The sequence below is a fragment of the Vibrio sp. SCSIO 43153 genome (assembly GCF_023716625.1).
In the GTDB taxonomy this organism is placed as follows: Bacteria; Pseudomonadota; Gammaproteobacteria; order Enterobacterales; family Vibrionaceae; genus Vibrio; species Vibrio rotiferianus.
On record NZ_CP071855.1, the window covers coordinates 1,801,750 to 1,826,483 of the forward strand.

At 42.1% G+C, this 24,734-nt stretch carries 32 protein-coding genes and 2 pseudogenes; 4 read left to right on the top strand and 30 right to left on the bottom strand.

Annotated features, from left to right (window positions below; genetic code table 11):
- Positions 1-59: 59 nt before the first annotated feature.
- Positions 60-1,433, bottom strand: coding sequence for a cysteine--tRNA ligase (gene cysS / locus J4N37_RS08070; RefSeq protein ID WP_252040509.1), 1,374 nt, complete (start codon positions 1,431-1,433; stop codon positions 60-62).
- A 395-nt stretch (positions 1,434-1,828) separates the two neighbouring features.
- Here cysS and J4N37_RS08075 point away from each other — a divergent pair, with 395 nt between their 5' ends.
- On the top strand, positions 1,829-3,766 hold the full coding sequence (locus J4N37_RS08075; RefSeq protein ID WP_252040511.1) for an LTA synthase family protein: 1,938 nt from the start codon (positions 1,829-1,831) through the stop codon (positions 3,764-3,766).
- 37 nt (positions 3,767-3,803) lie between these two features.
- Here J4N37_RS08075 and J4N37_RS08080 read toward each other — a convergent pair whose 3' ends face one another.
- Positions 3,804-4,988 (bottom strand): MFS transporter, encoded by a 1,185-nt coding sequence (locus tag J4N37_RS08080; RefSeq protein ID WP_252040513.1) that lies wholly within the window; start codon positions 4,986-4,988, stop codon positions 3,804-3,806.
- A gap of 101 nt (positions 4,989-5,089) precedes the next feature.
- Here J4N37_RS08080 and J4N37_RS08085 point away from each other — a divergent pair, with 101 nt between their 5' ends.
- Both J4N37_RS08085 and J4N37_RS08090 read left to right on the top strand, forming a co-directional pair.
- The gene (locus J4N37_RS08085; protein ID WP_045390403.1) at positions 5,090-5,866 is read left to right on the top strand and encodes an AraC family transcriptional regulator; all 777 of its coding nucleotides are present in this window, start codon (positions 5,090-5,092) and stop codon (positions 5,864-5,866) included.
- 255 nt (positions 5,867-6,121) lie between these two features.
- Complete coding sequence (locus tag J4N37_RS08090) at positions 6,122-6,502, top strand: hypothetical protein (RefSeq protein WP_010448413.1); 381 nt, start codon at positions 6,122-6,124, stop codon at positions 6,500-6,502.
- A gap of 113 nt (positions 6,503-6,615) precedes the next feature.
- On the opposite strand, the gene J4N37_RS08095 is transcribed toward J4N37_RS08090, so the two are convergent.
- The 6 genes and pseudogenes from J4N37_RS08095 to J4N37_RS08120 all read right to left on the bottom strand — a co-directional run bounded on the left by J4N37_RS08095 (position 6,616) and on the right by J4N37_RS08120 (position 9,537).
- Positions 6,616-7,188 carry a hypothetical protein gene (locus J4N37_RS08095; RefSeq protein ID WP_252040515.1) on the bottom strand — a complete coding sequence of 191 codons (573 nt, stop codon included), beginning with the start codon at positions 7,186-7,188 and terminating at the stop codon, positions 6,616-6,618.
- A 193-nt stretch (positions 7,189-7,381) separates the two neighbouring features.
- Positions 7,382-7,747, bottom strand: a complete 366-nt coding sequence (locus J4N37_RS08100; RefSeq protein ID WP_138942478.1) for a hypothetical protein — start codon at positions 7,745-7,747, stop codon at positions 7,382-7,384.
- 253 nt (positions 7,748-8,000) lie between these two features.
- Positions 8,001-8,270, bottom strand: a pseudogene (locus tag J4N37_RS08110) (NAD(P)-dependent oxidoreductase); the annotation flags it as partial.
- A 111-nt stretch (positions 8,271-8,381) separates the two neighbouring features.
- The gene (locus tag J4N37_RS25195) at positions 8,382-8,477 is read right to left on the bottom strand and encodes an IS3 family transposase (protein WP_353505807.1); all 96 of its coding nucleotides are present in this window, start codon (positions 8,475-8,477) and stop codon (positions 8,382-8,384) included.
- A gap of 77 nt (positions 8,478-8,554) precedes the next feature.
- A pseudogene (locus J4N37_RS08115) lies at positions 8,555-9,232 on the bottom strand (IS3 family transposase); the annotation flags it as partial.
- Positions 9,229-9,537, bottom strand: coding sequence for a transposase (locus J4N37_RS08120; RefSeq protein ID WP_252040519.1), 309 nt, complete (start codon positions 9,535-9,537; stop codon positions 9,229-9,231). The gene J4N37_RS08120 and the pseudogene J4N37_RS08115, both read right to left, overlap by 4 nt.
- Before the next feature lie 753 nt (positions 9,538-10,290).
- On the opposite strand from J4N37_RS08120, the gene J4N37_RS08130 reads away from it, so the two are divergent.
- The gene (locus tag J4N37_RS08130) at positions 10,291-10,770 is read left to right on the top strand and encodes a hypothetical protein (RefSeq protein WP_252040522.1); all 480 of its coding nucleotides are present in this window, start codon (positions 10,291-10,293) and stop codon (positions 10,768-10,770) included.
- Positions 10,771-11,314: 544 nt separating this feature from the next.
- Here the strand turns inward: J4N37_RS08130 and J4N37_RS08135 are convergent.
- The 22 genes from J4N37_RS08135 to J4N37_RS08295 all read right to left on the bottom strand — a co-directional run bounded on the left by J4N37_RS08135 (position 11,315) and on the right by J4N37_RS08295 (position 24,523).
- Entirely contained in the window at positions 11,315-12,166 is an 852-nt protein-coding gene (locus J4N37_RS08135) for an IS3 family transposase (protein ID WP_252040524.1), read from the bottom strand.
- Positions 12,163-12,471: a transposase gene (locus J4N37_RS08140; protein WP_004413754.1), complete on the bottom strand. Its 309-nt coding sequence runs from the start codon at positions 12,469-12,471 to the stop codon at positions 12,163-12,165. Before J4N37_RS08140 ends, J4N37_RS08135 begins: the two co-directional genes overlap by 4 nt.
- A 194-nt stretch (positions 12,472-12,665) precedes the next feature.
- On the bottom strand, positions 12,666-13,163 hold the full coding sequence (locus tag J4N37_RS08150; RefSeq protein ID WP_252040526.1) for a restriction endonuclease: 498 nt from the start codon (positions 13,161-13,163) through the stop codon (positions 12,666-12,668).
- A 207-nt stretch (positions 13,164-13,370) separates the two neighbouring features.
- Positions 13,371-13,853, bottom strand: a complete 483-nt coding sequence (locus J4N37_RS08160; RefSeq protein ID WP_151514894.1) for a hypothetical protein — start codon at positions 13,851-13,853, stop codon at positions 13,371-13,373.
- A 40-nt stretch (positions 13,854-13,893) separates the two neighbouring features.
- Positions 13,894-14,301 (bottom strand): DUF5675 family protein, encoded by a 408-nt coding sequence (locus tag J4N37_RS08165; RefSeq protein ID WP_252040528.1) that lies wholly within the window; start codon positions 14,299-14,301, stop codon positions 13,894-13,896.
- A 244-nt stretch (positions 14,302-14,545) separates the two neighbouring features.
- Positions 14,546-14,932, bottom strand: coding sequence for a hypothetical protein (locus tag J4N37_RS08170; RefSeq protein ID WP_017420617.1), 387 nt, complete (start codon positions 14,930-14,932; stop codon positions 14,546-14,548).
- Entirely contained in the window at positions 14,929-15,345 is a 417-nt protein-coding gene (locus tag J4N37_RS08175; protein ID WP_252040530.1) for a DUF6973 domain-containing protein, read from the bottom strand. The genes J4N37_RS08170 and J4N37_RS08175 overlap by 4 nt, the downstream gene beginning before the upstream one ends.
- 568 nt (positions 15,346-15,913) lie before the next feature.
- A complete protein-coding gene (locus J4N37_RS08185; protein WP_252040532.1) occupies positions 15,914-16,549 on the bottom strand; it encodes a hypothetical protein in 636 nt (211 codons plus the stop codon).
- Between the two features lie 288 nt (positions 16,550-16,837).
- Positions 16,838-17,083, bottom strand: a complete 246-nt coding sequence (locus J4N37_RS08195) for a DUF2442 domain-containing protein (RefSeq protein WP_025523863.1) — start codon at positions 17,081-17,083, stop codon at positions 16,838-16,840.
- Positions 17,061-17,381 carry a DUF4160 domain-containing protein gene (locus J4N37_RS08200; RefSeq protein WP_025523864.1) on the bottom strand — a complete coding sequence of 107 codons (321 nt, stop codon included), beginning with the start codon at positions 17,379-17,381 and terminating at the stop codon, positions 17,061-17,063. Before J4N37_RS08200 ends, J4N37_RS08195 begins: the two co-directional genes overlap by 23 nt.
- 219 nt (positions 17,382-17,600) lie before the next feature.
- Complete coding sequence (locus J4N37_RS08210) at positions 17,601-18,074, bottom strand: hypothetical protein (protein ID WP_010448942.1); 474 nt, start codon at positions 18,072-18,074, stop codon at positions 17,601-17,603.
- A 136-nt stretch (positions 18,075-18,210) separates the two neighbouring features.
- A complete protein-coding gene (locus tag J4N37_RS08220) occupies positions 18,211-18,597 on the bottom strand; it encodes an ASCH domain-containing protein (protein ID WP_252040534.1) in 387 nt (128 codons plus the stop codon).
- Positions 18,598-18,861: 264 nt separating this feature from the next.
- Positions 18,862-19,383: a hypothetical protein gene (locus tag J4N37_RS08230; RefSeq protein ID WP_252040536.1), complete on the bottom strand. Its 522-nt coding sequence runs from the start codon at positions 19,381-19,383 to the stop codon at positions 18,862-18,864.
- A 127-nt stretch (positions 19,384-19,510) separates the two neighbouring features.
- Positions 19,511-19,951, bottom strand: coding sequence for a GNAT family N-acetyltransferase (locus J4N37_RS08235; RefSeq protein WP_252040538.1), 441 nt, complete (start codon positions 19,949-19,951; stop codon positions 19,511-19,513).
- A 55-nt stretch (positions 19,952-20,006) separates the two neighbouring features.
- Positions 20,007-20,600 (bottom strand): IS3 family transposase, encoded by a 594-nt coding sequence (locus tag J4N37_RS08240; RefSeq protein ID WP_252040540.1) that lies wholly within the window; start codon positions 20,598-20,600, stop codon positions 20,007-20,009.
- Between the two features lie 17 nt (positions 20,601-20,617).
- The gene (locus J4N37_RS08245; RefSeq protein WP_252040542.1) at positions 20,618-20,857 is read right to left on the bottom strand and encodes a hypothetical protein; all 240 of its coding nucleotides are present in this window, start codon (positions 20,855-20,857) and stop codon (positions 20,618-20,620) included.
- A complete protein-coding gene (locus tag J4N37_RS08250; RefSeq protein ID WP_004413754.1) occupies positions 20,854-21,162 on the bottom strand; it encodes a transposase in 309 nt (102 codons plus the stop codon). The genes J4N37_RS08245 and J4N37_RS08250 overlap by 4 nt, the downstream gene beginning before the upstream one ends.
- Positions 21,163-21,350: 188 nt before the next feature.
- Positions 21,351-21,779, bottom strand: coding sequence for a hypothetical protein (locus tag J4N37_RS08260; protein WP_252040544.1), 429 nt, complete (start codon positions 21,777-21,779; stop codon positions 21,351-21,353).
- A 610-nt stretch (positions 21,780-22,389) separates the two neighbouring features.
- On the bottom strand, positions 22,390-22,896 hold the full coding sequence (locus J4N37_RS08275; RefSeq protein WP_252040548.1) for a DUF6933 domain-containing protein: 507 nt from the start codon (positions 22,894-22,896) through the stop codon (positions 22,390-22,392).
- Positions 22,897-23,081: 185 nt separating this feature from the next.
- Entirely contained in the window at positions 23,082-23,444 is a 363-nt protein-coding gene (locus tag J4N37_RS08285) for a hypothetical protein (RefSeq protein ID WP_252040551.1), read from the bottom strand.
- Positions 23,445-23,890: 446 nt separating this feature from the next.
- Positions 23,891-24,295, bottom strand: coding sequence for a hypothetical protein (locus tag J4N37_RS08290; RefSeq protein WP_230842082.1), 405 nt, complete (start codon positions 24,293-24,295; stop codon positions 23,891-23,893).
- Positions 24,296-24,337: 42 nt separating this feature from the next.
- The gene (locus J4N37_RS08295) at positions 24,338-24,523 is read right to left on the bottom strand and encodes a hypothetical protein (RefSeq protein ID WP_252040553.1); all 186 of its coding nucleotides are present in this window, start codon (positions 24,521-24,523) and stop codon (positions 24,338-24,340) included.
- Positions 24,524-24,734 lie beyond the last annotated feature (211 nt).

Below are 24,734 nucleotides of genomic sequence, written 5' to 3' on the forward strand. Positions count from 1 at the left end.
TTTATCGTTTCAATAAGAAAGGCTCACTATCGCAGTGAGCCTTTTTGTTTTTCAGCTTGCTAGCCTTGTTTACTTACCGTTGAGCCATCACCAGCATCGTTGATTCTGTAGCCAAGTTCGGCAACTTTCTGACGGATTTCGTCAGCTTGTTGGTATTCCTTCTGCTTTTTCATTTGCAAACGCAACTCTACCAATTCCAAGATCTCGTGCGGAATTTCCTCTTCTTCTACTTTATCAAGCTCCAAACCAAACACACGGTCAAAGTAGCGTGCCGTTGCCTTTTTATCTGCATCGTTTAATGCACTTCCAAGTAACTCCCACATTAGTGCGATCGCTTGTGGCATGGCTAAATCATTGTTGATGAGTGACATAAAACGCTCAACATACGTTTGGTCGACTTTGCCACCTTCTGGTAGTGCCGACACTTTCGCTTTCAGGCGCTTTAGAGCCGTTTGTGCGGCATCCAAGCTCTCCCACGTAAAGCTCAAATGACTGCGATAATGGCTGGTCAGCACCAAGTAACGGTAAGCCAGCGGGTCATAGCCTTTCTCGATTAACGCATCAAGACGAAGTGACGTACCGGACTTGGAGATCTTCTCTTTGTTCAATTGAAGGAAGAAACCATGCAGCCAGTAATTCGCTTGTACGTGTCCATTCTTCGCTTGGCATTGAGCAATTTCGTTGGTGTGGTGAACTGGGATATGGTCTTCCCCACCAACATGAATATCGAACACCTCCCCAAGGTACTTCTCTGCCATCGCTGAACATTCGATGTGCCACCCCGGAAAACCCACTCCCCAAGGGCTTTCCCATTCCATTTGTCTTGGTGTGTCGCCGCTAAACTTCCAGAGTGCGAAGTCGGTTGGGCTCTTTTTCTCTGCCATTTCGACGCGAATGCCCGCTTCTAACCCATCGCGGTCCAGTTTGGCAAGTTTTCCGTAATCTGGAAGCTTGGCCGAATCAAAATAAATGCCATCGGAGGTTTGATAGGTAAAGCCCTTTTGTTCAAGCTCTTGGACGAATTCAATTTGTTCCTGTATGTGTTCTGTAGCGCGACAAATGATGGAAGGCTTAGTGATATTGAGGCTAGTAAGATCATCTAAAAATGCGTCTTCAAAATACTTTGCGATCTCCCAAGCAGACTTGTTCTGCTTTCTCGCGCCCTTCTCCATTTTATCTTCACCAGTATCGGCATCAGACACCAAGTGACCAACATCTGTGATGTTCATAACGTGGTTTACGTCGTAGCCGTTGAGCTCTAGCGTGCGCCTGAGCACATCCACAAAAAGATAGGTTCTTAAGTTGCCTGCATGCGCGTAGTCGTACACTGTAGGACCACAAGCGTACAACCCGACTTTACCAGATTCGATGGTATTGAACGGCTCAAGGGTGCGCCCTAGTGTATTGAATAATTGTAATTTTGACTGACTCATATTGTTATTCCTTTAAATGCAAAAAGGCCGCGGATGAAAACATCGGCGGCCTTTAATATGTCTGTATGATCTTTTGCTAACTAATAGCTACGCGAAAGCCGCCGCACGTCTTGGGAGGTGCAACAACAACAGTTGGTTGAGATAGAAATAGCTAAATAGTTCATACCCAACACCCTAAATAAGAAATCTATAGAAATCAACCCTACGATTTTCACGCCTTTCGTGGCGACAAACCGAACTGCGCATGCCGTATGGCATTACTCCCCCTTACAAAGCCGTACTAATCATTACAATTAAATTTATAAATAAGCCTTATATTTCACGTTTGTTTCACGTTTTCTTTGATAAAAGACACGCCATAAAAATCAGTTACATCAGTAAATTAGGGAATATTTATGAAGAAGCCCGCATTTGGGCCTTTGCAGCCTATTGCTGTATTTGCGCTATTTTCGCTTGCTTTTCTTTCCGTTTCACGGATTTTACTCGCTATTTGGCTCTCTGACCGAATCGAATCTTTTAACGACCTTATCTATATTTTGGGTCAGGGCCTACGCGTAGACTTTGCCACTATCTGCTGGCTGTTCATTCTTCCGGGCTTACTTTCTGCTCTATTGCCTGTCCAAGGTAAGGTCGGCGAATGCTGGAAGTGGGTTCTACGTTGTTGGATGGTCGCAGGTTTGTGGATCTTGGTTTACATGGAACTGGCCACGGCTCCGTTTATTCAAGAATACGACCTACGTCCAAACCGCTTGTTTGTTGAATACCTGATTTATCCAAAAGAAGTGTTCAGCATGCTTTGGACTGGTTACAAACTAGAGCTCTTTATCGGTGCCGTAGGCACGGCGCTTACCCTTTTCCTTGGTTGGAAATGGAGTAAAAAGCTTACCGACAACGCACAACAAGTAAACTGGAAATGGCGTCCTGCCCTTGCCATTTTAGTGGTTCTAATTGGTGTTGCTGGCGCACGTTCTTCTCTGGGACATCGCCCTCTAAACCCTGCAATGGTGGCATTTTCTAACGACCCACTGATGAATGATTTGGCACTAAACTCCTCTTACTCTCTGTTGTTTGCTGTAAACAATATGAAATCAGAAAAGAGCGCGGAAGAGTTCTACGGAAAAATGGATAACCAGAAGATGCTAGACCTCGTTCGCACCTCTTCTGCGAAGTCTGACTTTGACCCATCAGCTCTTCCAACAATGAACACTAATAGAGCGACTTACCAAGGGAAGCCAAAAAACTTGGTTATCTTGCTACAAGAAAGTTTGGGAGCACAGTTCGTAGGCTCACTAGGTGGCCTTCCCCTCACGCCTAACTTCGACAAGCTGATGAATGAAGGCTGGCAGTTCACTCAAATGTACGCAACGGGTACTCGTTCTGTTCGTGGCATCGAAGCGGTAACAACAGGTTTCCCGCCATCACCATCGCGAGCAGTTGTAAAACTAAGCAAAAGCCAAACAGGTTTCTTTACTATTGCCGGTTTCCTGAAAAACCGCGGTTACCACACTGAGTTCATTTATGGTGGTGAAGCAAACTTCGATAACATGAAAACCTTCTTCTTCGGTAACGGTTTCGACCATGTTGTGGAAGAAAAGGACTATGAGAACCCTGAATTTGTTGGCTCTTGGGGTGTAAGTGACGAAGATCTTTACACTAAAGCAGACCAAGAGTTTGAGCGCTTATCTAAAACTGACAAGCCTTTCTTCAGCTTGGTATTTACCTCAAGTAATCATAGCCCTTATGAGTACCCACAGGGTAAAATTGAGCAGCACGATGATGAGTACATGACACGAAATAACGCGGTTAAATATTCTGACTATGCTCTGGGGACATTCTTTGACAAAGCAAAGCAGTCTTCATACTGGAATAATACAGTGTTCATCGTCATTGCTGACCATGATGCTCGTGTATTTGGTGCTAACTTGGTGCCCGTGAAGCACTTCCACATTCCTGCGTTGATCATTGGTAAAGACATCCAACCGCGTAAAGATGACCGTATTGCAAACAACATCGATATGCCGCCAACACTATTGTCACTTATTGGTATTGATGCCAAAACACCGATGATTGGTCGTGACTTGACTAAGCCTCTGGCACGTAAAGATGAGCGAGCAATGATGCAGTACGATAAGAACTTTGGTTACTTAACCCGAGATAACCTAGTGGTGTTCTCACCGGGTAAGAAAGTCTCCACAATGGAATATGACTTTGTTAACCAAACTATGAAGCCAATTCAAGTTGACCCTGCCGTGATAGAGCGCGCTAAGGCCAACGCTCTATTTGCTTCAAAGGCGTATCAAAATAACTGGTATTCTTCTAAAGTAACTAATTAGATAAAAATAAGGAGCGCAACATGCGCTCTTTTTTGTTTCACTGTTTCACTAATGTGGTGCTATCCGTTTTTCTTTTGCTTGAAGCAGGCATCATCAATGCGCTCAGTGATGCCAGCCCCATCCCACCTGCAAGGATGAAATACATCAGTAAAAACTCTTGTGTGTAAGCATAGGTCGCTGCAATAAGCCAATACGCGATAGGCCCTGTGCTAAAGCTTAACGTGTACTTAACGGCATAGATTCTAGAGCGCCATTTCGCATCTGTATAACGGCCAATAAGCCAATCGTTCACTGGTATTTGCGCGTATGTGCACAACATCAAACCAACAAACACGAAAACCAATGACCACTCATGAGTAACCGTCGCCAATAGGAGGAATAACAACTGTCCACCAGCAATGCAGGCGAGCAGTTTCTTGATATCAACGCGATCTATTAGTTCACCAACAACAAGCTGAATAAACGCGGCACAAACAAAAATCGATGAGGTTAACGTGCTTGAAAGGCTCAATGATTGGCTAAATTGTGCATCCATAATTTTAGGCAACGAGGTCGTAGTAGATTGAAAGACCAAACCACCGAAGAAGACAATCACCGCAGCACAAGCGAACAACACGTTGAGTTGTCGCGAAGGCATTATTACGCTGTCACGTATATTTTTCGCATGCTCTATATCAGTAACATCTTTCGATGCAAACCAGTACACAACACCAGTAAATACACACACAAGACCTGGAATATAAAATGCGGCTTGCCAAGCGAACCATTGGCACAACAAAGCGGTTCCCATTGCAGCAAACGCCAAACCTAAGTTACCTGCTAGTCCATTTACCGCGATAGCCCTGCCGGTTTTGTTTGCAGAACTGAATATAAGTGCGATACCGACGGGATGATAAATCGCTGCAAACAAGGCTATGGCACAAAGCCCCAATCCCATTTGCCATGGCGTTTGCGCAAGAGCAGTAAATAACGCAGAGGTGCCCATCCCAAAGTAGAAAACGAGCATCATGCCTTTTCGGCTCCAACGGTCCGCCAGACAACCTGCAGGCAGAGACATCACGCCATAAACCAGCATTGCCCCACTCCCCACTTGGAGCAGCTCTGCGTAACTCATGGCCCATTCTTTATGCAGCGTCAGTACAACAGAAGGAAAAATGAGCAAGAAGTAATGATTGAGCGCATGCCCCACATTGAGGACACCTGCGTGAAATGAACGGTTCATCTCGACTCCATACCAAATAAAGGAAAGCTAATTAATGACAAGCTGAGTTTATCTGGCTAGCATTTGGCGTATAGATTCCATTGAGACAAGTTATTGCTCAAATGAGCCAAAACATCAAAACCATCTGTTTGGATGCCAACATCAATTGCTTAGAGGCGGTGGTCATTCCCAAGCACTACGCCAATGGACACGTCATTGATTGGCACTGCCATCGGCACAACCAACTGGTGTACGCCAGCAGTGGTGTGATGGCGGTCGAGACGGAATCCAAGTTATGGGTCGTTCCACCTCAAAGAGCAGTGTGGATCCCGGCGCATGAGAGCCACAAGATATACATGTATGGCGATGCGGCGATGAAAAACGTCTACTTGTTGCCAAGCATCGATACAGAGCTGCCAAATCAGAGTGATGTTCTAAATGTGTCACCAATGCTGCGTGAGATGATCATTCATCTTTCTGAGCAACCAGTCGATCAAGCAAGCACAGATTCGTATTGGCGTATTGTTCAGGTTTTGTTGGATCAATTGAAAGTCGCACCACAAGCATCCATTCAGGTCCCTCTTCCCAACGATGCCAAGCTCGGATTGGTTTGTAACTCGCTGTTGGACGAGCCTGCGGACAATCGTTCATTAAAGCAATGGGCCGAAGAAATTAACGTCAGCAGCCGTACTTTGAGCCGCTTGTTTCGTAATGAAGTTGGCATGTCTTTCATAGAGTATCGTCAACAAATAAGGTTGTTCCACTCTCTGACTTTGTTGGCACAAACTCACCCTGTCACTACCGTGGCATTAGAGTGTGGCTTTACCAGCGTAAGTGCTTTTAATCATCTATTCAAACAAAGCTTTGGGGTGACGCCAGGTCGCTTCTTCATGAATTAGTGTTGAATATTGAGAACAGATAATACCCACATTTGATGAGCTCTGAGAACAATCGAACATTCAGAGCGACTAACTGACTTATCTTCTGAAGATTCTACCAAATACACAACTTGCGTACTTACTCACTAACAAAGCGTAAATAATCAGAAAAATCGTTTAATAATGTGCTTTTTAGGCATTCCCATTCAGGCTTCAATAAATTAGACTCAAGCCAATGCCCAAGAAGTTCGAATTATTGATAAAAAAGGAATGCCCATGAGCTCAAGTATGATCCTTAATGAATCGCTGATTGAAAGTGGCCGTGATATCCCACTAAAAGAATTGTTGTATGCGAAGCGTGTACTTGATAATTACATGGCTGTGGCAAAAGAAACTAGCCCATTAGAACTGTTGACTGAAATGAAATCGGCAGCGAAGCAAGTAGAATACTTCACTACCGATGATAACCCATGCGAAGCGCGTAACGTCATCAGCGGCATGATCGACGAGATTGACAGTGCAGAGTCGTTTGACGCATTCAAAGCATTAGCGGGTAAACCCTCTCAAGCATTGAATGAACTAATTGAAGATCGTGCCAAGCTGATTAAGCATGAACGTGAACTGCTTTTAGCTTCAGGTTACGAAAGTTGTAACTAGGGGATCAAGAAGACAATACTAGCCAGCCCTATCTATAGTTGGCTGCGTATCAATATGATTACGCAGCCTATCCTTCCCATAATACCTTTTGAAGCAGTTGTTGTCTGATTAGCTCAACAATCAATCCAATCTTGAACATTTTTATATGGACTTAAGTCCTGCGAGCCTAGGTTAAAATCATCTAATACTTTAAACATACCTATGTTTTCACTAGGCTGAAGATAAAGATAAACAGGGGCAGACTTTATAGGTTGCTCAGACCGGACACCCCCATTAACGATGGTAATCCCTAAGCTATATTCTTTATCACTTTGTCCTTCAGCCCTTTCAGTGCGAATTTTATTGAGACTAGCGGTCAAGCGAGACAAATCTTGATCGGATAATGACAGCGTATACAAACGTTCATTTATACGTAAGTCTTCCAACACCTCTTCATTTGAGGTAGCAGCTACGTCCAAAACTAGTGGAAATATTTCCTGTGCTTTCCCGCCCTTGTCAGGTGATGTGATCTTGAGATCCACTTCTGTAACTTCAAAGTATTCCGGTGTCTTTGTTACGACCCTCACTTCGCTGGGGACCACGCCAAGAACATCAAGTGTCATCAACTTGTAGATACTTGTAATTGGAACTGATGCGTACACAGGGAGCTTGGTTATTGACAACATTCCTATTAATAACAGTCTCATAGAACTCTCCTTGTTTAGAAATTCTATATGACCAAGTACAGATTAATTGGTTAAATTCATTCAGGATGACTATATAGGTAACTCATTGTCTGTCAGCTCACGACCAGTCTTACCTCTGTACGCTCGTACAACAAATAGGAGAGATCTCTAGGTGAAAACCAATACACCAAAAATACTCAACTCAAATTTTGAGTTAAGGGTTATTGGCAATTTTCTGGAAAAATAACAACAGCTCAGAACAAACATACTGGAGTAATAGATCCTCTTCAGTACAGGATAAGTCCAAGTGAAGCTTAGTAGTGTCGCCTTTCCCAGAAACATCACGCAGTAAATTTCGTCTACCACCAACAATGGTGGGAATGTCTAACAAACGCAACAACACTTGCGCTTGCTCCGAAGCTTCCTCAAACACTAAATCATGCTGATACTCGAGGAAAACCTCATGATTATTCACTGTGCACTGACAACGGTCTGGTTTGAAGTACTCGCCAAACTGCCCTTCGAGTTGAGCGATATTTTCCGAAACAGTAGCAAGACGATCATTGAGTTCACTTAACATTTGGCCACCTTTCTTTTCAGTCAGTGCTTATATTAAAGCTCATGAATTCAGGTTTAGCCCTATTTTTGAAGATCTTGGTTTATGCTCAGTACACAGCTATGCATTTCCTCACTCAAACTAGCTGGCATACCCTATGAGTTGAGGCGTAAAAAAGCTACTAATGTACAGCGCCACTGCGCCATAAACACGAAGTCCAACGCATAGTAAAAATGCCACACGTTGCGATTCATTCTTAAAAAATTTGCTATGTGTAATTTTCTACATTACCAAATAACCAAACGCCCGATGTGTGGATTTTTGTCGCACCTTCAGCCGCTAATCTGTCCAACTGCGTTAGCAGCTTGGACTCTATATCAGCTATTTCCTCCGGCGAAAATTCTGACCAATGTGGGCGAACACAATTTATAACGATATCAAAGTAAACAGAAAAATCTGTTGGCACCTTGCTAAACTTCCGAGCAGGAGGTAAGACACCACTAATCCTGCTGTAGGTCGAAACTTCAAAGCCACTTTCGACAAACATCTTAGTCACGTGGCTACCAATATACCCATTGGCTCCTGCTATAAGTACTTTCGTTTTTTCCCTTAGCTCTCGATTGATCTGGAGCCCCCACAAAAAGTAGACAGTACATAACTACATACTTTCGTACTCAACTGGGCTGACATGCCCCAACGCTAAGTGTCTTCTTCTGCGATTGTAAAATACCTCGATGTATTCGTAGATGCCCATTTGGACTTCTTCGACAGTTTGATAGTCTCTGCGTATATCAGTTCGACTTTCAGTCGACTGTAGAACGACTCCATCACCGCATTATCCCAGCAGTTAACCTGCCGACTCATGCACGGTACACCTCCATGCTTGCGCATGAAGTCCTGATATTTATATGCTCTGTATTGTACACCATGGTCCGAGTGGATAATGACGCCCTTAGGCGGCTTACATGACTCAAACGCCATTTTTAGGGCATTGGTGATGAGCTCGACTGTCATCGTTGTCCCTAACGACCAACCCACAATACGCCTTGAATGCAAGTCCATCACTGTCGCTAAGAAGAGCCAACGGCTCTTCACCCAGATATACGTGATGTCCGTAACCCACTTCTGATTTGGCATCTCAGACTCAAAGTCTCTTCGCAGTAAATTGTCGGCAACATTCGTCATCGCAGCCACATCCTTGTTGTATTTAAACCCTTTGCCATTACGTGCCCTGATACCTCTTTCCTTCATGATATCAAACACATAATTCACGCAGCAGGCATAGCCTGCTTCGTTGAGCTCTTCGACTATTCGCACTGAGCCGTAACGTGCCCGATATTGGGCAAAGGTACACATGACGAGCTGTTCAAAGCGCTCTCGCCGCTTTGAACGCTCACTCGGCGTATGATGGCACCACTTATAATAGCCGCCCCGACTCACTTCTAAGGTGCGGCACATTAAGCTAATGGAATACTCACCGACATAGCTTTCGATGAACTCGTACTTCACTCTTGCTGCTTCGCGAAGTACGCCGAGACCTTTTTTAGGAATTCCATTTCATCTTTGAGTCGCTTGTTCTCGCGCCTTAGCGCCCGAAGCTCTTCGGACTCTTTCTTCGAGTAATCGACACCGTCTAAGGTGTTAAACTGTTTATCAGATAGGCGCGTGAACTGGCGCTTCCAGTTCCGAATCTGCTGGGCGCTGATGCCCAGCTCCTTGGCAACGGAGACGGCTGTTCGGCCAGGAAGGCTGGCCAGACGCCCTGCCTCTTTGCGGAACTCTTCGGTGTACGCTGGATTACGATGTTTAGCCATAAATCACTTCTCAATTAGACCCTAGATCTAACTTAGTAAAGTGTCTACTAAACGTGGGGTACTCGGGAGCATAACGCGCAGTTAAGGTGTGAGAGACGCAGATCCACCCTAACCTAAAATAAACTCTGATAAATCCGTGCATATTTGGGCACTAAAACCCCAATGCGTTTCAAATCGCCTTGAACGTCTTGTTATTCCGCAACTAAAGTCGGCTATGTTTACGCCTAATCTTTTGATATGACGAGAAATTTTCGGTATACAGGCAAAAATCGAAGCCGAAGTATTTGGCAGCTCACTACCTTAAATCGCTTTAGCGTCACTCTTTAATTGCTGCGCCATATTAAGGTGCGCTTAAAGCGCTTTAAGGCTAGCATGGAAATGACCAATATTCGCTTTTTTCGCCGCTTTTCCACCCGATTACCCCGCCACTTTCACTCTTAGGCTACAACCACGTACATACAGCCTGAGAGATCCGTTGCGGAAATAACGCCGCATTAAGGTGTGAGCCACGCAACCACGATACTCAATTTTAGCACCTTAAACACTGATCTTAACCTAAACCAAAAATGCCAAGCGTGGAGAATCACTCTTAAATTCTTTGTTATATTAAAGCAGTTACCGAACTAAACTAGCCCAATTAAACAATAAGTTGCATTTAAAATGAGAACCGACTCTAGGCTATCGCATGACTATTGTGGTTTTGTTCCTCTAACAACGATTAGAAACTAACATACACATAAAAAAGAGGTGACCATGAGTTTAAAAATAACGTTTTCAATCAAAAAACGTCAGCTTATTGTAGAAAAAATTATACCTGGTGCTAGCAGCGAAAAAGTCATTATGCAGGCAACATCTGGTGGTTGGGATGGTTACAAGCATCTACCTAAAGGTAACTGGGTAATTACAGAAAACCCAAGCGGTTTCCGATCTTATTTTGGTCTATTTTTAGTTGATGACAATATAAACGATCAGTTTTTACATGATGGCAAGTGGCGTGATGGTATACGGTTTGGCTACCATGACGATACAGGGAGTCATGGTTGTATTATGACAAAGCCTTCGTTTGGTCAATCATACTTAGACGGTAAACATGTGTGGGCTAAGATCCAGAAAATGATCAGAACTGAGAGTTCCAAAAAGCTACTTACATACACAAACAATCAGAATCCCAAAAAATCTGATAGCACTCAGTATAAACTGACAAGCTATGGTTTTTTGGTAGTAACCGATTAACCTAAGGAAAGACAAATGCAAAGGCTATTTATTGCGATATTACTCATTTTATTATCATCTACGTCCTTAAGTAGCCCATTACATAACAATGGTATAAGTATCAATAATATAGAATATTGGGGTGAATACTCATTCGAAAAGTTTGGTACTAGTGAAGTAAATTACGAATGGGTGTTTAATAAAATCTCATCGACTCTAATAATAATAAAATCGGAGTGTAAGTCATGTAAACCATTTGACGAATCTAACGTAGCTGAGATAAACACAATAGATGACTTTAATGTAAGTGCGCTTCTTATAAACCATAAGTATGGAAATGGGATCTACCAAATTCACAAACACTCAAAAAATATAAATTTTTTAATATTCAAAATATTTCACAAAGGGTACTATTACAAATTCCAACTCGGCATACCAAATAATACCAATCAGTCTGTATTTTTTGAACAGAGCATAGAATTCTTGAGAACAATAAACAGTTTCACAATTTTTTAAAATGCTCTCTTTTAATTGGTGTACCCCACAAAAAGTAGACAGTACATAACTACAAACTTTCGTACTCAACTGGGCTGACATGCCCCAACGCTGAGTGTCTTCTTCTGCGATTGTAAAATACCTCGATGTATTCGAAGATGCCCATTCGGGCTTCTTCGACAGTTTGATAGTCTTCTGCGTATATCAGTTCGACTTTCAGTCGACTGTAGAACGACTCCATCACCGCATTATCCCAGCAGTTACCCTGCCGACTCATGCTCGGTACACCTCCATGCTTGCGCATGAAGTCTTGATATTTATATGCTCTGTATTGTACACCACGGTCCGAGTGGATAATGACGCCCTTAGGCGCCTTACGTGACTCAAACGCCATTTTTAGGGCATTGGTGATGAGCTCGACGGTCATCGTTCTCCCTAGCGACCAACCCACAATACGCCTTGAATGCAAGCCCATCACTGTCGCCAAGAAGAGCCAACGGCTCTTCACCCAGATATACGTGATGTCCGTGACCCACTTCTGATTTGGCATCTCAGACTCAAAGTCTCTTCGCAGTAAATTGTCAGCAACATTCGTCATCGCAGCCACATCCTTGTTGTATTTAAACCCTTTACCATTACGTGCCCTGATACCTTTTTCCTTCATGATATCAGCCACATAATTCACGCAACAGGCATAGCCTGCTTCGTTTAGCTCTTCGGCTATGCGCACTGAACCGTAACGTGCCCTGCATTGGGCAAAGGTACACATGACGAGCTGTTCAAAGCGCTCTCGCCGCTTTGAACGCTCACTCGGCGTATGATGACACCACTTATAGTAACCACCTCGACTCACCTCTAACGTACGACACATTAAGCTAATCGAGTACTCGCAGGTATAGCTTTCAATGAACTCGTACTTCACTCTTGCTGCTTCGCGAAGTACGCCGAGACCTTTTTTAGGAATTCCATTTCATCTTTGAGTCGCTTGTTCTCGCGCCTTAGCGCTCGAAGCTCTTCTGACTCTTTCTTCGAATAATCGACACCATCTAAGGTGTTAAACTGTTTATCAGATAGGCGTGTGAACTGGCGCTTCCAGTTCCGGATTTGCTGGGCACTGATGCCCAGTTCCTTGGCAACGGAGACGGCTGTTCGGCCAGGAAGACTGGCCAAGCGGACTGCTTCTTTGCGGAACTCTTCGGTGTACGCTGGATTACGATGTTTAGCCATAAATCACCTCTCAATTAGACCCTAGATCTAACTTAGTAAAGTGTCTACTAAACGTGGGGTACTCGGGCGACTAACGCCCAATTAAGGTGTGAAGCACGCATCCACGACACTCAATTTGACCACCATAAACACTAAACTTAACCCAAACCAAAAATGCCAAACGTGCTGAATCACTCTTAAATTGTTTGTTATGTTTACAGTTTTCGGTGCTCTACCGTGCCATCCGCATGTTGTATCGTTATACTCACAGACTCACTCATACTTACTGAAATGGTATCTGTCAGCCCCACACAAATTGAATTTAAGAACTCCATTACATACTCTTGAGTAGTAGAGTCTTTATCTAGACGGACGTTAATAACATCTGCGTGTTCAGCAACGATCTCAGCGCCCTTCTGTAACCCCAGAGGTGACACAATAATGCCACCAGTTGCGTTTTTATCAATGATACGGAAAGCAAGACCAGCGATGACTTCTTGAGATACTCTTTTTGTTGTATAACGCTTACACTCAACCAAGACAATTGACTCACCATCGCCTCGAATCCCTTTTGCGTCAAGTTCCCAGTTGGTACCACTGTCACCAGCAACTGTTTGTTTGCCCTCAACACTTTCTAGACCGAACTCACCAGCAAACTTATCAATAAGGTACTGTGCAACTTCTTCGTATGTTTCCCATGTAACGTCCGACATAGACCTATCTCCAGTAGATTAATTACTGCACTCGATATGGGGGAAGTGCTTGGAATTTAGAGTAAACATAACGCCCTGTTAAGGTGTGAGCAACGCAATACCGAAACCGCCACACACCACCTTAAACACTAAACGCAACGCATAGTAAAAATGCCACGCGTTGCGAATCACTCTTAAATGCTTTGTTAGCTGGATGCTAGCACTGGCTTAATCTATCACGCTCACGTTTATAACCTCCAACCTTTCAATAAGTGCGTCAGCCATTGATTTTAACTTATCCGGCTGTTTTCTAGAGTAAGATTTCATTGATACTAATACATCAACTCTTAACTTTTCTAACCGATTAGCCTCATTGCCTGTATGGTCAGTAAACACCATCCCTTCTAGCTCATTTAACCATTTGTCAAAAGACTCTGGGCTTTCAGATAGTAAAAGTAGAGTATTCTGAGGCTCGACTTTTAGCGCAACCAACAATAAGGGAGAAACTTCTCCGGAAATAGCTCCGTCTCTACGTTTCCAAATTTCTACCAAAGAAAAAAGCGTAGGAACTATTTTCGAACCTTCTTTTTTTTCAAGATTTGATTCAATAGATTTGTAGTTTTCAATCATCCAGTTATGTAAGAGGCTTACTTCTGGCGTTTTAGCATACAGCAGCCCTGAGCAAAAAACAGACACAATCAAAATTGCCATATTCCTTATCATCATTGCTGCTCCAACTGATTAGATATATTTATGGTAATTTTTTGTAGCTCGTAATTTCAGCAAAAATTTCTTTCAGAGCCGATTTGCTATTACCCACATAGTAATGAGATTTAGCCACACTCCCCCATGTTTTACCAGGCATCAAACACCCAAGAGTGTCTTTGTGATAATTTCCAGCATGGATTAGAATAAACGTTCTCCCCGGAACATTTTGTAATTCATATACATTAGGATACTTCGGTGAGCTATAGGGCAATAATTTGTAAGTCCCTGCTTTGATCCTTTTATCGGATCCCTCAGTTATTGAGTCTGGCCCTGCGGGCTCCAATACAAACCAACTTTTACTTACTCCCTCAATAGTTAACTTACCTAAAGTTGTCTCTCCCATTTGCTTTGTTCGCTTTAGATTTAATTTAACTTCATCTAGTTTTTTCATTGCTCTTGTCCTAGCTATCAAATCAATGAAATTAACAGAAGAGTATTGTTACAACAGATCCGTTTCATCGTTAATAGAGACATCGCTAACTTAAATGAAATTGAGCATTACGTTCTTTACATCAACTTTAGTGTAAGCAGCTAACGCCCTGTTAAGGTGTGAGCAACGCATAGTAAAAATGCCATGCGTTGCGAATCACTCTTAAACAGTTTGTTATGTGTTACAACTAAGGTGACTTTTATTTTTATCTTCCTACATTGACTACATCATTCACACCAATGCTAAATTTTGCCTCAGTACGTTTTATACATGTATTACTAAAAAGTGAAAAATCAATTTCCCTTGATAATTCACTATATTTAATAACTTCGTCATCATTAGCAAATAATAAAAGTGTAATACTATCTAAATCTGATATTCTACTTAGATTCTCAGCATCCCAGTCGAATCCCAGTAAAGAACGAGCAGCAGTATTATTGGAGTACGGACCTAAAAAGCAGACTCGATTCCAATCACCTTCGACAACTTCAGAAAAATCAACACTACTGTCATTTAATCTTAGTTGTATCTCATTTGTATCTGAACAGGATACTTGAAGTAAAATAAAGAAAATCATAACCAATTTTTTCATTTTTTCTTCTCTTTCTTTATTACCTTAAGACGACCTGCTAGCAATGAAGTGTAACAATAATGTGCAAGTTTATCATTACTCGCCATCGATAACCCTAACCGAATACCAACTTTATTATTGTGTAAATCCATGACCTTTTCATTTTCTGGGTTTTCCGGAAAGTCTTCATGTGCTGTCGTAAATTCGAGAGCATTTTTGTATCCAATGTCACGAGTTAGCATCGAAGACCAAAAACAATGACGAAATGCATCGCTTTTATCATTGTGTCCATTGATGCCAAAGCGAGATTCTGTTTCGAAAAAAGCAACATCTTTCGCTTCTTTTATTGCTATAGCATGGTGAGGGTTTAATTTAAGATACTCTTTTTCACCTTCTTTAAGAGAATTGTATTGTTGATAAATATGTTTAACCATGAGACCTCCGCATTTAAACACAAACTAGCCTACACTTTTAAAACAAATCCACATTACTAAAAACTGATTAAAAATAAGACCTTGAGAAGGAAAGCACAGTTACATGATTATCAATTACATCTTCGAACTTACTCGGACACATAACGCCTTGCTAAGGTGTGAGCAACGCAATGCCGAAGCCGCCGCATACCACCTTAACCACTAAAACTAACGCATAGTAAAAATGCCACGCGTTGCGAATCACTCTTAAACAGTTTGTTAGCTTGATATATATTCACGCACTAACTTTCTTTGGTGTGCTTAGCTTTGTAAGCAGAGTAAAAACCTATAAAGAAGAAAGTATTTGTTATTACTAAAACTAAACCTGATACCGCAGGTAGGTTAGAACCTAAGATCAATGAAAGCGTATAATACTGCGCACAAGCCGCCATTATGCAAAGAGCTAGTGAACGCAGTAATGTTACACCTTTAGGTAACTGACTTGGAGATGATAGGCACAAAGAGAAAAGCACGTGAGAGAAATGGATTGTCGCCAATGAAAAGGCAAGTATTAGAAATATGATTAGCATTATAAATCATCCGCTTTTAGCAAACCTCTACGTAACAACTCTTTTTGAGCATCTTTTGCATTTGAACTCGTTTGGTATGCAATAACAGTAACCATAACAACCAGAATTGCCGATGCTCGTGATGCTGCTTGTTTTGTTAGTCCCATTTTCATGCCAACTTGCGCTACTGGCGACGAGGTAACCGTTTTTTTGAGTTGCTCAGAGGCTTTTTGTGAAGCTCCAATGACCCCTTTTTCATTTGCGGAGTATAAAAATGCTGCAACACCAGCCACTGTCAACGGAATTGTTATATCTAGCCCTACGACTTTCAGCGCGTCAGTCACCCCTTTATTCGTATCAAAGAACTCCCTAAGCTCACTGTCAGAAAGAGACCACGAGAACCAATATGGATTAGCTACAACCTGCGAAACTAATCCGTACAATGAGGCTTTTAACTGGTTATCACTCATGCCTAGTATGTGCTTTAATATTTGCGATTGCTTATTTTTTGGGAGCTGTCTGTAGAGGACAATTCCAGTCATGATCGGAATTGCATTGGCTTGCTTTTTCAAGCGAGACTCATGCTTTTCCATTCCAATTAAACTCGCATAATATTTTACTGGGTCAGCCCCAACCTTTGACTGTTGAACTCTCATAAAAACTCCTACTTAGCATATATCCGGATTGATACGTTCTAAAAAGTCACGACACAAATCCACTTAGCTTTTTTTCGTATGACTTCACGAGAGACTGCAATTTACTGGATCAGTAATTACTTACTAGAACCTTGACTATAAGGTGTTGATATATCGAGCTAACGCCCTGTTAAGGTGTGAGCAACGCAATACTGGAGCCGCCGCATGCCATCTTAAACGCTAGACGCAACGCATAGCAAAAATGCCAAGCGTTGCGAATCACTCTTAAACAGTTTGTTAGAAGCACTATTACAATTTGTTTTGGTATAGATCACCGATAGGAAAAATCATTGTGTAATCATCCCAGTTTAGATTCCCATCAAGTAGGTCAAACTTCAAAAAGTGAGAAACGTCTTTATACACATCATAGTCTGGGTGACCATTACCAAAAATAAATGGTGCGAAATCCACGATTGAAATATGACTATCACTAAACTCGATTTCTAATATGTGACCAGTAAGATGCGTTGCTCTAACCACCGATAACTCTGACATTTTTAACCTTCTTCGTAATTATCATTGGACTTACATGTTTCTTCTTTACAAAGTAGTCTACCCACTTATCCACTATATCTTCCGCATAACAGTGAACAAAGTCTTGAAACTCTCGCTTCTTCTTAGACTCTAACCCAGTCCCCTTATCTTTGACTACAACTCTTGTTATACGTCCATTCTTTAGGTGAATTTCCGCCTTAGATTCTTTACCTTGAAACTTACCATGTATGTGAATCGGCTCATGCTCATTGCTGTAGAAAAATAGAACTATCCCTAAGTACTCATAAATTTTTGGCATATACACCTCCTTAACATAGAGGTGCATCATTGTGCATATATACCAATTAAAAGTTTGATTAAAGAATGAACGTTTGAATTCTTAGAGCTGTGCCAGTGCTTATAACGCCCTGTTAAGGGGTGAGCAACGCAATACCGAAGCTCCCGCATACCACCTTAAACACCAAAACCAACGCATAGTGAAAATGCCACGCGTTGCGAATCACTCTTAAACAGTTTGTTATATTTTATTTTCTACATAGCTTGGAACATCAACTTTTTGCCCACCTTGAGAAAAGTGATGATCAAATGCATAAGCTAATTTCTCCAGCGGAGCATCCTTATAGCCAACACTTTGAACCTCGGCTATGTAGCGTTGCAAAAAGCCTGGAGCGCCAAGAGTTTTCCATTGAGCAACATGCACCAACTCGTGAAAGTGCAGTCGTAGGTCCTGAGCGAAAGTCGGTAAAATATAATAAGTGTTCTTATATGTAATACCTTGAATTTCCATATCAAGAAAGTCACCTAAACCCGCTTCACGTAATTCTGGGAAATCTGGCTTTGGGATACTATCAACGATCACAAAATATGAGTCAGCTAGAAATTCTTCGGAGTAGAAGCCGGCGAACTGACGCGCAAACAACGTACAAATTTTTCGTTGGCTAGAAAACCTTTCGTTCGTTAAATCAATCCATTCTTCGATTCTGTTTAGCATGATGAACTCCAGTAAAATATAACGCCCTGCTAAGGGGTGAGCAACGCAATACCAAAGCCGCCGCAAACCACCTTAATCACTAAATTAAACGCATAGTGAAAATGCCACGCGTTGCGAATCCCTCTTGAGCAGTTTGTTATGTTTCTAGCTCAAGTATGACTGCTAAGGCTTCTTCACCCGTAAGATTATAGAATTTTCTCTTAGCCGTTGCTGGCACTGGGTTATTGAGCTTTCTTATATTACTCAACCGCCATGCCAACCAGCCCTCTTCAAACTCTGACTCGTCGCAACCTGAAAATTTACAGTCTTCCTTTACCCAAGGGACACAGGAAACGATATCGATGACCGCCACAACTTCACCGTCAAAATCCTCATCGCCGTTTTTTGTTAACCGTTTACTATTTTGAACTAAGGCAACACTTAGCATTGGCATTTGCTCTGGTGCCCAGCCTCGGATTTCCAATGATTTTATTTCATCTGCAATCATTGTTCCCCACGGCTTAACTACTGATAAAGCTTTCAAATTTCCTCCTTGAAACATAACGCCCTGTTAAGGTGTGAGCAACGCAATACCGATGCCACCGCATACCACCTGAAACACCAAACACAACGCATAGTGAAAATGCCACGCGTTGCGAATCACTTTTAAACAGTTTGTTATGAATCAGTCGTCCAACACCAAATTTTTATACCAAGGATTACTTTCCAAGGGACGTATAGACCATCCCAATTTAATACTGGTTGGGTTTCTAAGTGGTAGATTCCAATCCTTGTGATAATCATGGATTCACTCATGCCAGTCACCAAACTTGGCATTTCTCAACGGATACATACCAAATTTTTCATAAAAATGTGAGATTAAGTCTGATTCTACATCTTTATAGGCATCACTGTTTCCTCGAACTTTCACTTCAGTCATCCAAACGTGTATAGCTATATCTTGCAGAGAATCTGATAAATTTCTGAGCCAAAACTTTAAGTGATTACCAATTCGCGCACGCAGTTGACCACGACCAATATAAAGTACTTTTGATGGTTTCCCTTCGTAATCAATACTTAAATTTTCCGCGATAGTAATTACGTAGATTCCCTGATTAACCGAAGATAAACTCGTTTCAAATTCATCTTTCCACACATAGTCTAACTCAGACATAATCTTGCTTCGGATTTTAGAGTCAATCCAATCCCAGACATCCTCTTTTACGTTATCGTAGGATAATGTGCGAAGATTAATTCCCATGTCAGAAGCAAATTCACTAAACCTTATAGGGTGTTCGTTCTTTACCCAATTATATTCTATGTATGCCACTTTTTACCTCTTAACCAAAGTGATTCATAACGCCGCATTAAGGTGTGAGCGGCGCTTGGCTATACTTGAGCGAAGCGAAACTGCCAAGCGTTGCGAATCACTCTTAAATGCTTTGTTATGTTTGGTGTTAAAGGGATAGACGCAACTCTATTTCACGCCCTTCAACTAAGTGACCTGTTGATACAAAACCACAACTTTCGTAGAAACCTTGAGGGCTATCTGAACCCGTAACAACACTTGTGTATAGAGCCGATATTCCAAACTCATGAACCAATGTTGATTTCAACAAATCAATAGCAATACGCCCGTACCCCTTTGACTGTTGAGACTTATCAAGCATGAACCGCCAAAGTTCAAACTTACCTGAAACTGTGTCTGCGTTTACTAAAACAAAGCCAATTGGATTATTGTCAGAATAGATACCTTTGAACCAAGGAAAACTCATAAAGTTTGCTTCAGCCAATGAAATAGCATTGCTATCAACATGATTTACCTGGTTTTGAGCTACCTGTAACTGGCAAATCTCATAGAAGTTCGTTTTGTCTATACTTCTTAATTCGAGGCTCATACTACCAACTTCCGTCGAAAACTGGTGTACCCCACAAAAAGTAGACAGTACATAACTACATACTTTCGTACTCAACTGGGCTGATGTACCCCAACGCTGAGTGTCTTCTTCTGCGATTGTAAAATACCTCGATGTATTCGAAGATGCCCATTCGGGCTTCTTCGACTGTTTGATAGTCTTCTGCGTATATCTGTTCGACTTTCAGTCGACTGTAAAACGACTCCATCACCGCATTATCCCAGCAGTTACCCTGCCGACTCATGCTCGGTACACCTCCATGCTTGCGCATGAAGTCTTGATATTTATATGCTCTGTATTGTACACCTCGGTCCGAGTGGATAATGACGCCCTTAGGCGGCTTACGTGACTCAAACGCCATTTTTAGCGCATTGGTGATGAGCTCGACGGTCATCGTTGTCCCTAGAGACCAACCCACAATGCGCCTTGAATGCAGGTCCATCACTGTCGCCAAGAAGAGCCAACGGCTCTTCACCCAGATATACGTGATGTCCGTGACCCATTTCTGATTCGGTGTCTCAGATACAAAGTCTCTACGCAGTAAGTTGTCAGCAACATTCGTCATCGCAGCCACATCCTTGCTGTATTTAAACCCTTTGCCATTACGTGCCCTGATACCTTTTTCCTTCATAATATCAGCCACATAATTCACGCAGCAGGCATGCCTGCTTCGTTGAGCTCTTCGGCTATTCGCACTGAACCGTAACGTGCCCGATATTGGGCAAAGGTACACATGACGAGCTGCTCAAAGCGCTCTCGCCGCTTTGAACGCTCACTCGGCGTATGATGACACCACTTGTAGTAACCACCTCGACTCACCTCTAACATACGACACATTAAGCTAATCGAGTACTCGCCGGTATAGCTTTCAATGAACTCGTACTTCACTCTTGCTGCTTCGCGAAGTACGCCGAGACCTTTTTTAGGAATTCCATTTCATCTTTGAGTCGCTTGTTCTCGCGCCTTAGCGCTCGAAGCTCTTCGGACTCTTTCTTCGAATAATCGACACCATCTAAGGTGTTAAACTGTTTATCAGATAGGCGTGTGAACTGGCGCTTCCAGTTCCGGATCTGCTGGGCACTGATGCCCAGCTCCTTGGCAACGGAGACGGCTGTTCGGCCAGGAAGACTGGCCAAGCGGACTGCTTCTTTGCGGAACTCTTCGGTGTACGCTGGATTACGATGTTTAGCCATAAATCACCTCTCAATTAGACCCTAGATCTAACTTAGTAAAGTGTCTACTAAACGTGGGGTACTCGGGCATATAACGCCCTGTTAAGGGGTGAGCAACGCAATACCGATGCTACCGCATACAACCTTAATCACTAAAACCAACGCATAGTAAAAATGCCACGCGTTGCGAATCCCTCTTGAACAGTTTGTTAGGTATTGGACGTAAATAGTTCGTTTAAAGCAGTTAAACACGCCAAAACTTCGCTATATAACTGTCCTACTTTTAACGACTGAGTATCCTCACCAAAGTCTACCTCACTACCGTAACGAAGCATGTGTCTCTTGTAATATCTATTTAAAAATTCAAGCTCTAAAACGGCTCCCTTTGAAAGAGTAAATACGCTATTGGTTTTTTCTACCTCACAATACAACTTAGTGAGATCATGTCCGAACTTATCTTTTAACTTAGGTTCATAGAGTTCATAGTCTTGATTGAGAAGAACAGCTTTAGCTATACACTCAATGCCCTGACATAGTAAATGGAAATAAACAAACCTGTCCCCACCATAAGCATTCACTAATCCCCCTGCCATAATAAAGCTACGACCCTTTACATACATTGGTACAGTTATTTGCATATAATCCTCGAAGATACCTAACGCCCTGTTAAGGGGTGAGCAATGCAATACCAAAGCCGCCGCATACCACCTTAAGCACTTAAACCAACGCATAGTGAAAATGCCACGCGTTGCGAATCCCTCTTGAACAGTTTGTTAACTGAGCGCCTTTCAGTTTACGCCTATCTTTCAGCCACTTTCGCCAAAGCTCGTTTTGCTAATTAATGATTAACAAAGCTAACTCAAATATGTATTTAACCAAAAAATTACCGTTTGTCTTTAGTTTGAAATGCGTCTCACAACACCATACTTCGGCGATGTAAGTGCGCCGAACTAATCGCGAATGCCTTATATTATTAGAAGGCTTTGTGCCGCCTTTCACATCAGTAAACTTAAGTATCAAACTGAAATTAGTCGCATTAGCTCAGCTAAGGAAACCGACCGAACACGCTAAATCTCTGAACCTAGAAACTGTACCATTGTGCTTTCGTATTTTCTGCGCCAGTTAACGCCCTGTTAAGGGATGAGCAACGCAATATCGAAGCTGCCGCATACCGCCTTAATCACTAAATTCAACGCATAGTAAAAATGCCACGCGTTGCGAATCCCTCTTGAACAGTTTGTTATGTTGCTAGTTGAAGAGCTCATTGAAGGCATCTATTGATAATGCCCAACCCAGCTCTTTTTGAGGCATTCTATTAATTTTTGCGGTGATCTGCGCTAGATCACAATGCTCAATACCGCCATCTGAATATATGAAATCTTGGTACAACGACATTTTATCGTTAACGTGACCAAGTAACTTTCGACTGTCAGTTTTGGTAAAGCTAATATTCGGCTCTGCATTTCCAAACGAAGAAAGAATCTCATTTGGAGCATTTTCAAGCTCTAGTAAGGTCAACAACCCACTTTTGAAAGCTTCATTAAAATGCTTGAGTTCTGACTTTTTGAAACCGATAAGCACAAAAGACATTAGAGTTTTCTCTTCCATGAAAAAGAGACATTTTCGACGCTCTTGAGTAAATGTATGCATATACCAATTACCGAGAATATGATGTTCGCTTTCAATATCTGACAGGTCGTGGGGTCTAAGACCCAGCAAGTCTTGTGATTTCTTAGTGCAGCGCAGTTGATACATGATTCGATTTCTCTCGGAACAATAACGATTTATGTAACATTAGAGCATATCGAAAGCTCATTGCAACATAACGCCCTGTTAAGGTGTGAGCAACGCAATACCGAAGCTCTCGCATACCACCTTAAACACTAAAACAAACGCATAGTAAAAATGCCACGCGTTGCGAATCACTCTTAAACAGTTTGTTATGCCTTTGACTGATAGGTCGCTTTTGATATGTATTCTGCCACACCTAAAATGCAAAAAACGCCACCTATGGTTGTAAAATTGCACGCGCCCTCTTTTGCACAAGCAGAAAGGTTTTTATTAAACCAAGTTCTTGTTAAGTAGCCTGATTCTCTTAAATGTGAATAAGCCAGTTGGAATTCTGATAGCGTCACTCCTTTTTCATAAAAAGGGGCTTTATCCGAATGAGAGGGAATACGATAGATTAACGCTTCTTCACCTCTTCGCCTACCAATACCTTTGATTACGAAGTCTGCTTTCGCTTCTGGTTTCGGAATAACTCGACCAACTTCTTTAGCTAACTCTCGGATGGACTTTTCCATTTTTTCTCCTGAGGCATAACGCCGCATTAAGGTGTGAGCAACGCAACCACAGAACCTTAACCATACCGCCGTAAACACAAAACCCAACCTTGACCCGAAAATGCCAAGCGTTGGGAATCACTCTTAAATGCTTTGTTATGTTTTGGGTTCAATGGATATCTAAAACACTATTTTTCGTGCTTAAAACGATACCTTTCAGATAAACAAACCAAGGAACCGACTAACGCCGCAACACATACTACAACGGTCTGATAAGTCGCCCCTGTTACCTTAAAATCATTCAATATCTCGGTTGCCGCCAACATGGGCAATGTTACGGTGAGAGCTAGGCTGACTAGTTTTGTTGTTTTTAACCTTGCTCCCCTCCGCCTACTGTAAAAATAATACGCATAATCCGAATAAAGGACAAACAGAGAAATAAATAGAGCCAGTATCCAAAACATTAACTATAAATCCTCTGGTCTAAGTAAGTTACGACGCACAAGTTCCTTTTTTGCGGACATGGAGTCAGCTTCATTAAAACCTTTTATTACACTGGCAAGAATAACAGCTACGAAAAACGCTCTCGAGCTAACTTGTTGAGCGGAAGCAGATAACTTCAACTTATTTAATGCTTCCTCAGCTATATGAACAGATGCCATATCTTTCACCAAGGAAGCGCCACCACCTTTTGATAAAGAATAAATTATGGCTGCGGCAAAACCAACTTCGAGCTTAACTTCTATTGTTATAAACCATGTTGAGAGAAAGTCAGCAACTGCTTTATGTGTTTTAAAGTACTCTTGTAATTCGCGATTTGATAAACTCCAAGGATTCCACATTGGTTTTGCAATACTCTGCGCAACTAGCATTTGCACCTTACCAAAAAACCTCCGATTCCCAAGAGCCTGAGCTTACTCCATGACCTTTCTTTGTTCGATTTTACTTAATTGTCGATACAGAATGACTCCCGTGAGAACTGGAAGTACACTTTCTCTGTTGCCTCGAACAAAGTTCAGATCGTCATCTAACCCCGTTAGTATTGCCAACTGAACTACAGGTTCAGTTTTTAAAGTCTGCTCACTATAACCTCTAACCATTTTTAATTTCCCAAAGTATCTTATGCCGTTTGCGTACAATATCTATAACAAATTGATATGCAAGTGATGGCAATAAATTTCAGCTAGAACGTATCAATGTTTGGAAAATAAAAGGGGAAATTAGAGATAGTCGCCGCAAAAGCTAAGTATTTCCTGAAGAAACATAACGCTCTGTTAAGGGGTGAGCAACGCAATACCAAAGCCGCCGCAT

Coding starts and splice junctions, on each gene's coding strand:
- J4N37_RS08085 (WP_045390403.1), top strand. CDS start 5,090: ATGAGCCAAAACATCAAAACCATCTGTTTGGATGCCAACATCAATTGC.
- J4N37_RS08100 (WP_138942478.1), bottom strand. CDS start 7,747: ATGTTAAGTGAACTCAATGATCGTCTTGCTACTGTTTCGGAAAATATC.
- J4N37_RS08140 (WP_004413754.1), bottom strand. CDS start 12,471: ATGGCTAAACATCGTAATCCAGCGTACACCGAAGAGTTCCGCAAAGAA.
- J4N37_RS08165 (WP_252040528.1), bottom strand. CDS start 14,301: ATGAAAAAACTAGATGAAGTTAAATTAAATCTAAAGCGAACAAAGCAA.
- J4N37_RS08295 (WP_252040553.1), bottom strand. CDS start 24,523: ATGGTTAGAGGTTATAGTGAGCAGACTTTAAAAACTGAACCTGTAGTT.
- J4N37_RS08170 (WP_017420617.1), bottom strand. CDS start 14,932: ATGAAAAAATTGGTTATGATTTTCTTTATTTTACTTCAAGTATCCTGT.
- J4N37_RS08285 (WP_252040551.1), bottom strand. CDS start 23,444: ATGGAAAAGTCCATCCGAGAGTTAGCTAAAGAAGTTGGTCGAGTTATT.
- J4N37_RS08195 (WP_025523863.1), bottom strand. CDS start 17,083: ATGTCAGAGTTATCGGTGGTTAGAGCAACGCATCTTACTGGTCACATA.
- J4N37_RS08235 (WP_252040538.1), bottom strand. CDS start 19,951: ATGAGCCTCGAATTAAGAAGTATAGACAAAACGAACTTCTATGAGATT.
- J4N37_RS08090 (WP_010448413.1), top strand. CDS start 6,122: ATGAGCTCAAGTATGATCCTTAATGAATCGCTGATTGAAAGTGGCCGT.
- J4N37_RS08185 (WP_252040532.1), bottom strand. CDS start 16,549: ATGAGAGTTCAACAGTCAAAGGTTGGGGCTGACCCAGTAAAATATTAT.
- J4N37_RS08240 (WP_252040540.1), bottom strand. CDS start 20,600: ATGAAGGAAAAAGGTATCAGGGCACGTAATGGCAAAGGGTTTAAATAC.
- J4N37_RS08080 (WP_252040513.1), bottom strand. CDS start 4,988: ATGAACCGTTCATTTCACGCAGGTGTCCTCAATGTGGGGCATGCGCTC.
- cysS (WP_252040509.1), bottom strand. CDS start 1,433: ATGAGTCAGTCAAAATTACAATTATTCAATACACTAGGGCGCACCCTT.
- J4N37_RS08130 (WP_252040522.1), top strand. CDS start 10,291: ATGAGTTTAAAAATAACGTTTTCAATCAAAAAACGTCAGCTTATTGTA.
- J4N37_RS08120 (WP_252040519.1), bottom strand. CDS start 9,537: ATGGCTAAACATCGTAATCCAGCGTACACCGAAGAGTTCCGCAAAGAG.
- J4N37_RS08290 (WP_230842082.1), bottom strand. CDS start 24,295: ATGCTAGTTGCGCAGAGTATTGCAAAACCAATGTGGAATCCTTGGAGT.
- J4N37_RS08160 (WP_151514894.1), bottom strand. CDS start 13,853: ATGGCAATTTTGATTGTGTCTGTTTTTTGCTCAGGGCTGCTGTATGCT.
- J4N37_RS08075 (WP_252040511.1), top strand. CDS start 1,829: ATGAAGAAGCCCGCATTTGGGCCTTTGCAGCCTATTGCTGTATTTGCG.
- J4N37_RS25195 (WP_353505807.1), bottom strand. CDS start 8,477: ATGGGCATCTACGAATACATCGAGGTATTTTACAATCGCAGAAGAAGA.
- J4N37_RS08150 (WP_252040526.1), bottom strand. CDS start 13,163: ATGTCGGACGTTACATGGGAAACATACGAAGAAGTTGCACAGTACCTT.
- J4N37_RS08210 (WP_010448942.1), bottom strand. CDS start 18,074: ATGCTAAACAGAATCGAAGAATGGATTGATTTAACGAACGAAAGGTTT.
- J4N37_RS08275 (WP_252040548.1), bottom strand. CDS start 22,896: ATGTATCAACTGCGCTGCACTAAGAAATCACAAGACTTGCTGGGTCTT.
- J4N37_RS08200 (WP_025523864.1), bottom strand. CDS start 17,381: ATGCCAAAAATTTATGAGTACTTAGGGATAGTTCTATTTTTCTACAGC.
- J4N37_RS08250 (WP_004413754.1), bottom strand. CDS start 21,162: ATGGCTAAACATCGTAATCCAGCGTACACCGAAGAGTTCCGCAAAGAA.
- J4N37_RS08095 (WP_252040515.1), bottom strand. CDS start 7,188: ATGAGACTGTTATTAATAGGAATGTTGTCAATAACCAAGCTCCCTGTG.
- J4N37_RS08175 (WP_252040530.1), bottom strand. CDS start 15,345: ATGGTTAAACATATTTATCAACAATACAATTCTCTTAAAGAAGGTGAA.
- J4N37_RS08260 (WP_252040544.1), bottom strand. CDS start 21,779: ATGCAAATAACTGTACCAATGTATGTAAAGGGTCGTAGCTTTATTATG.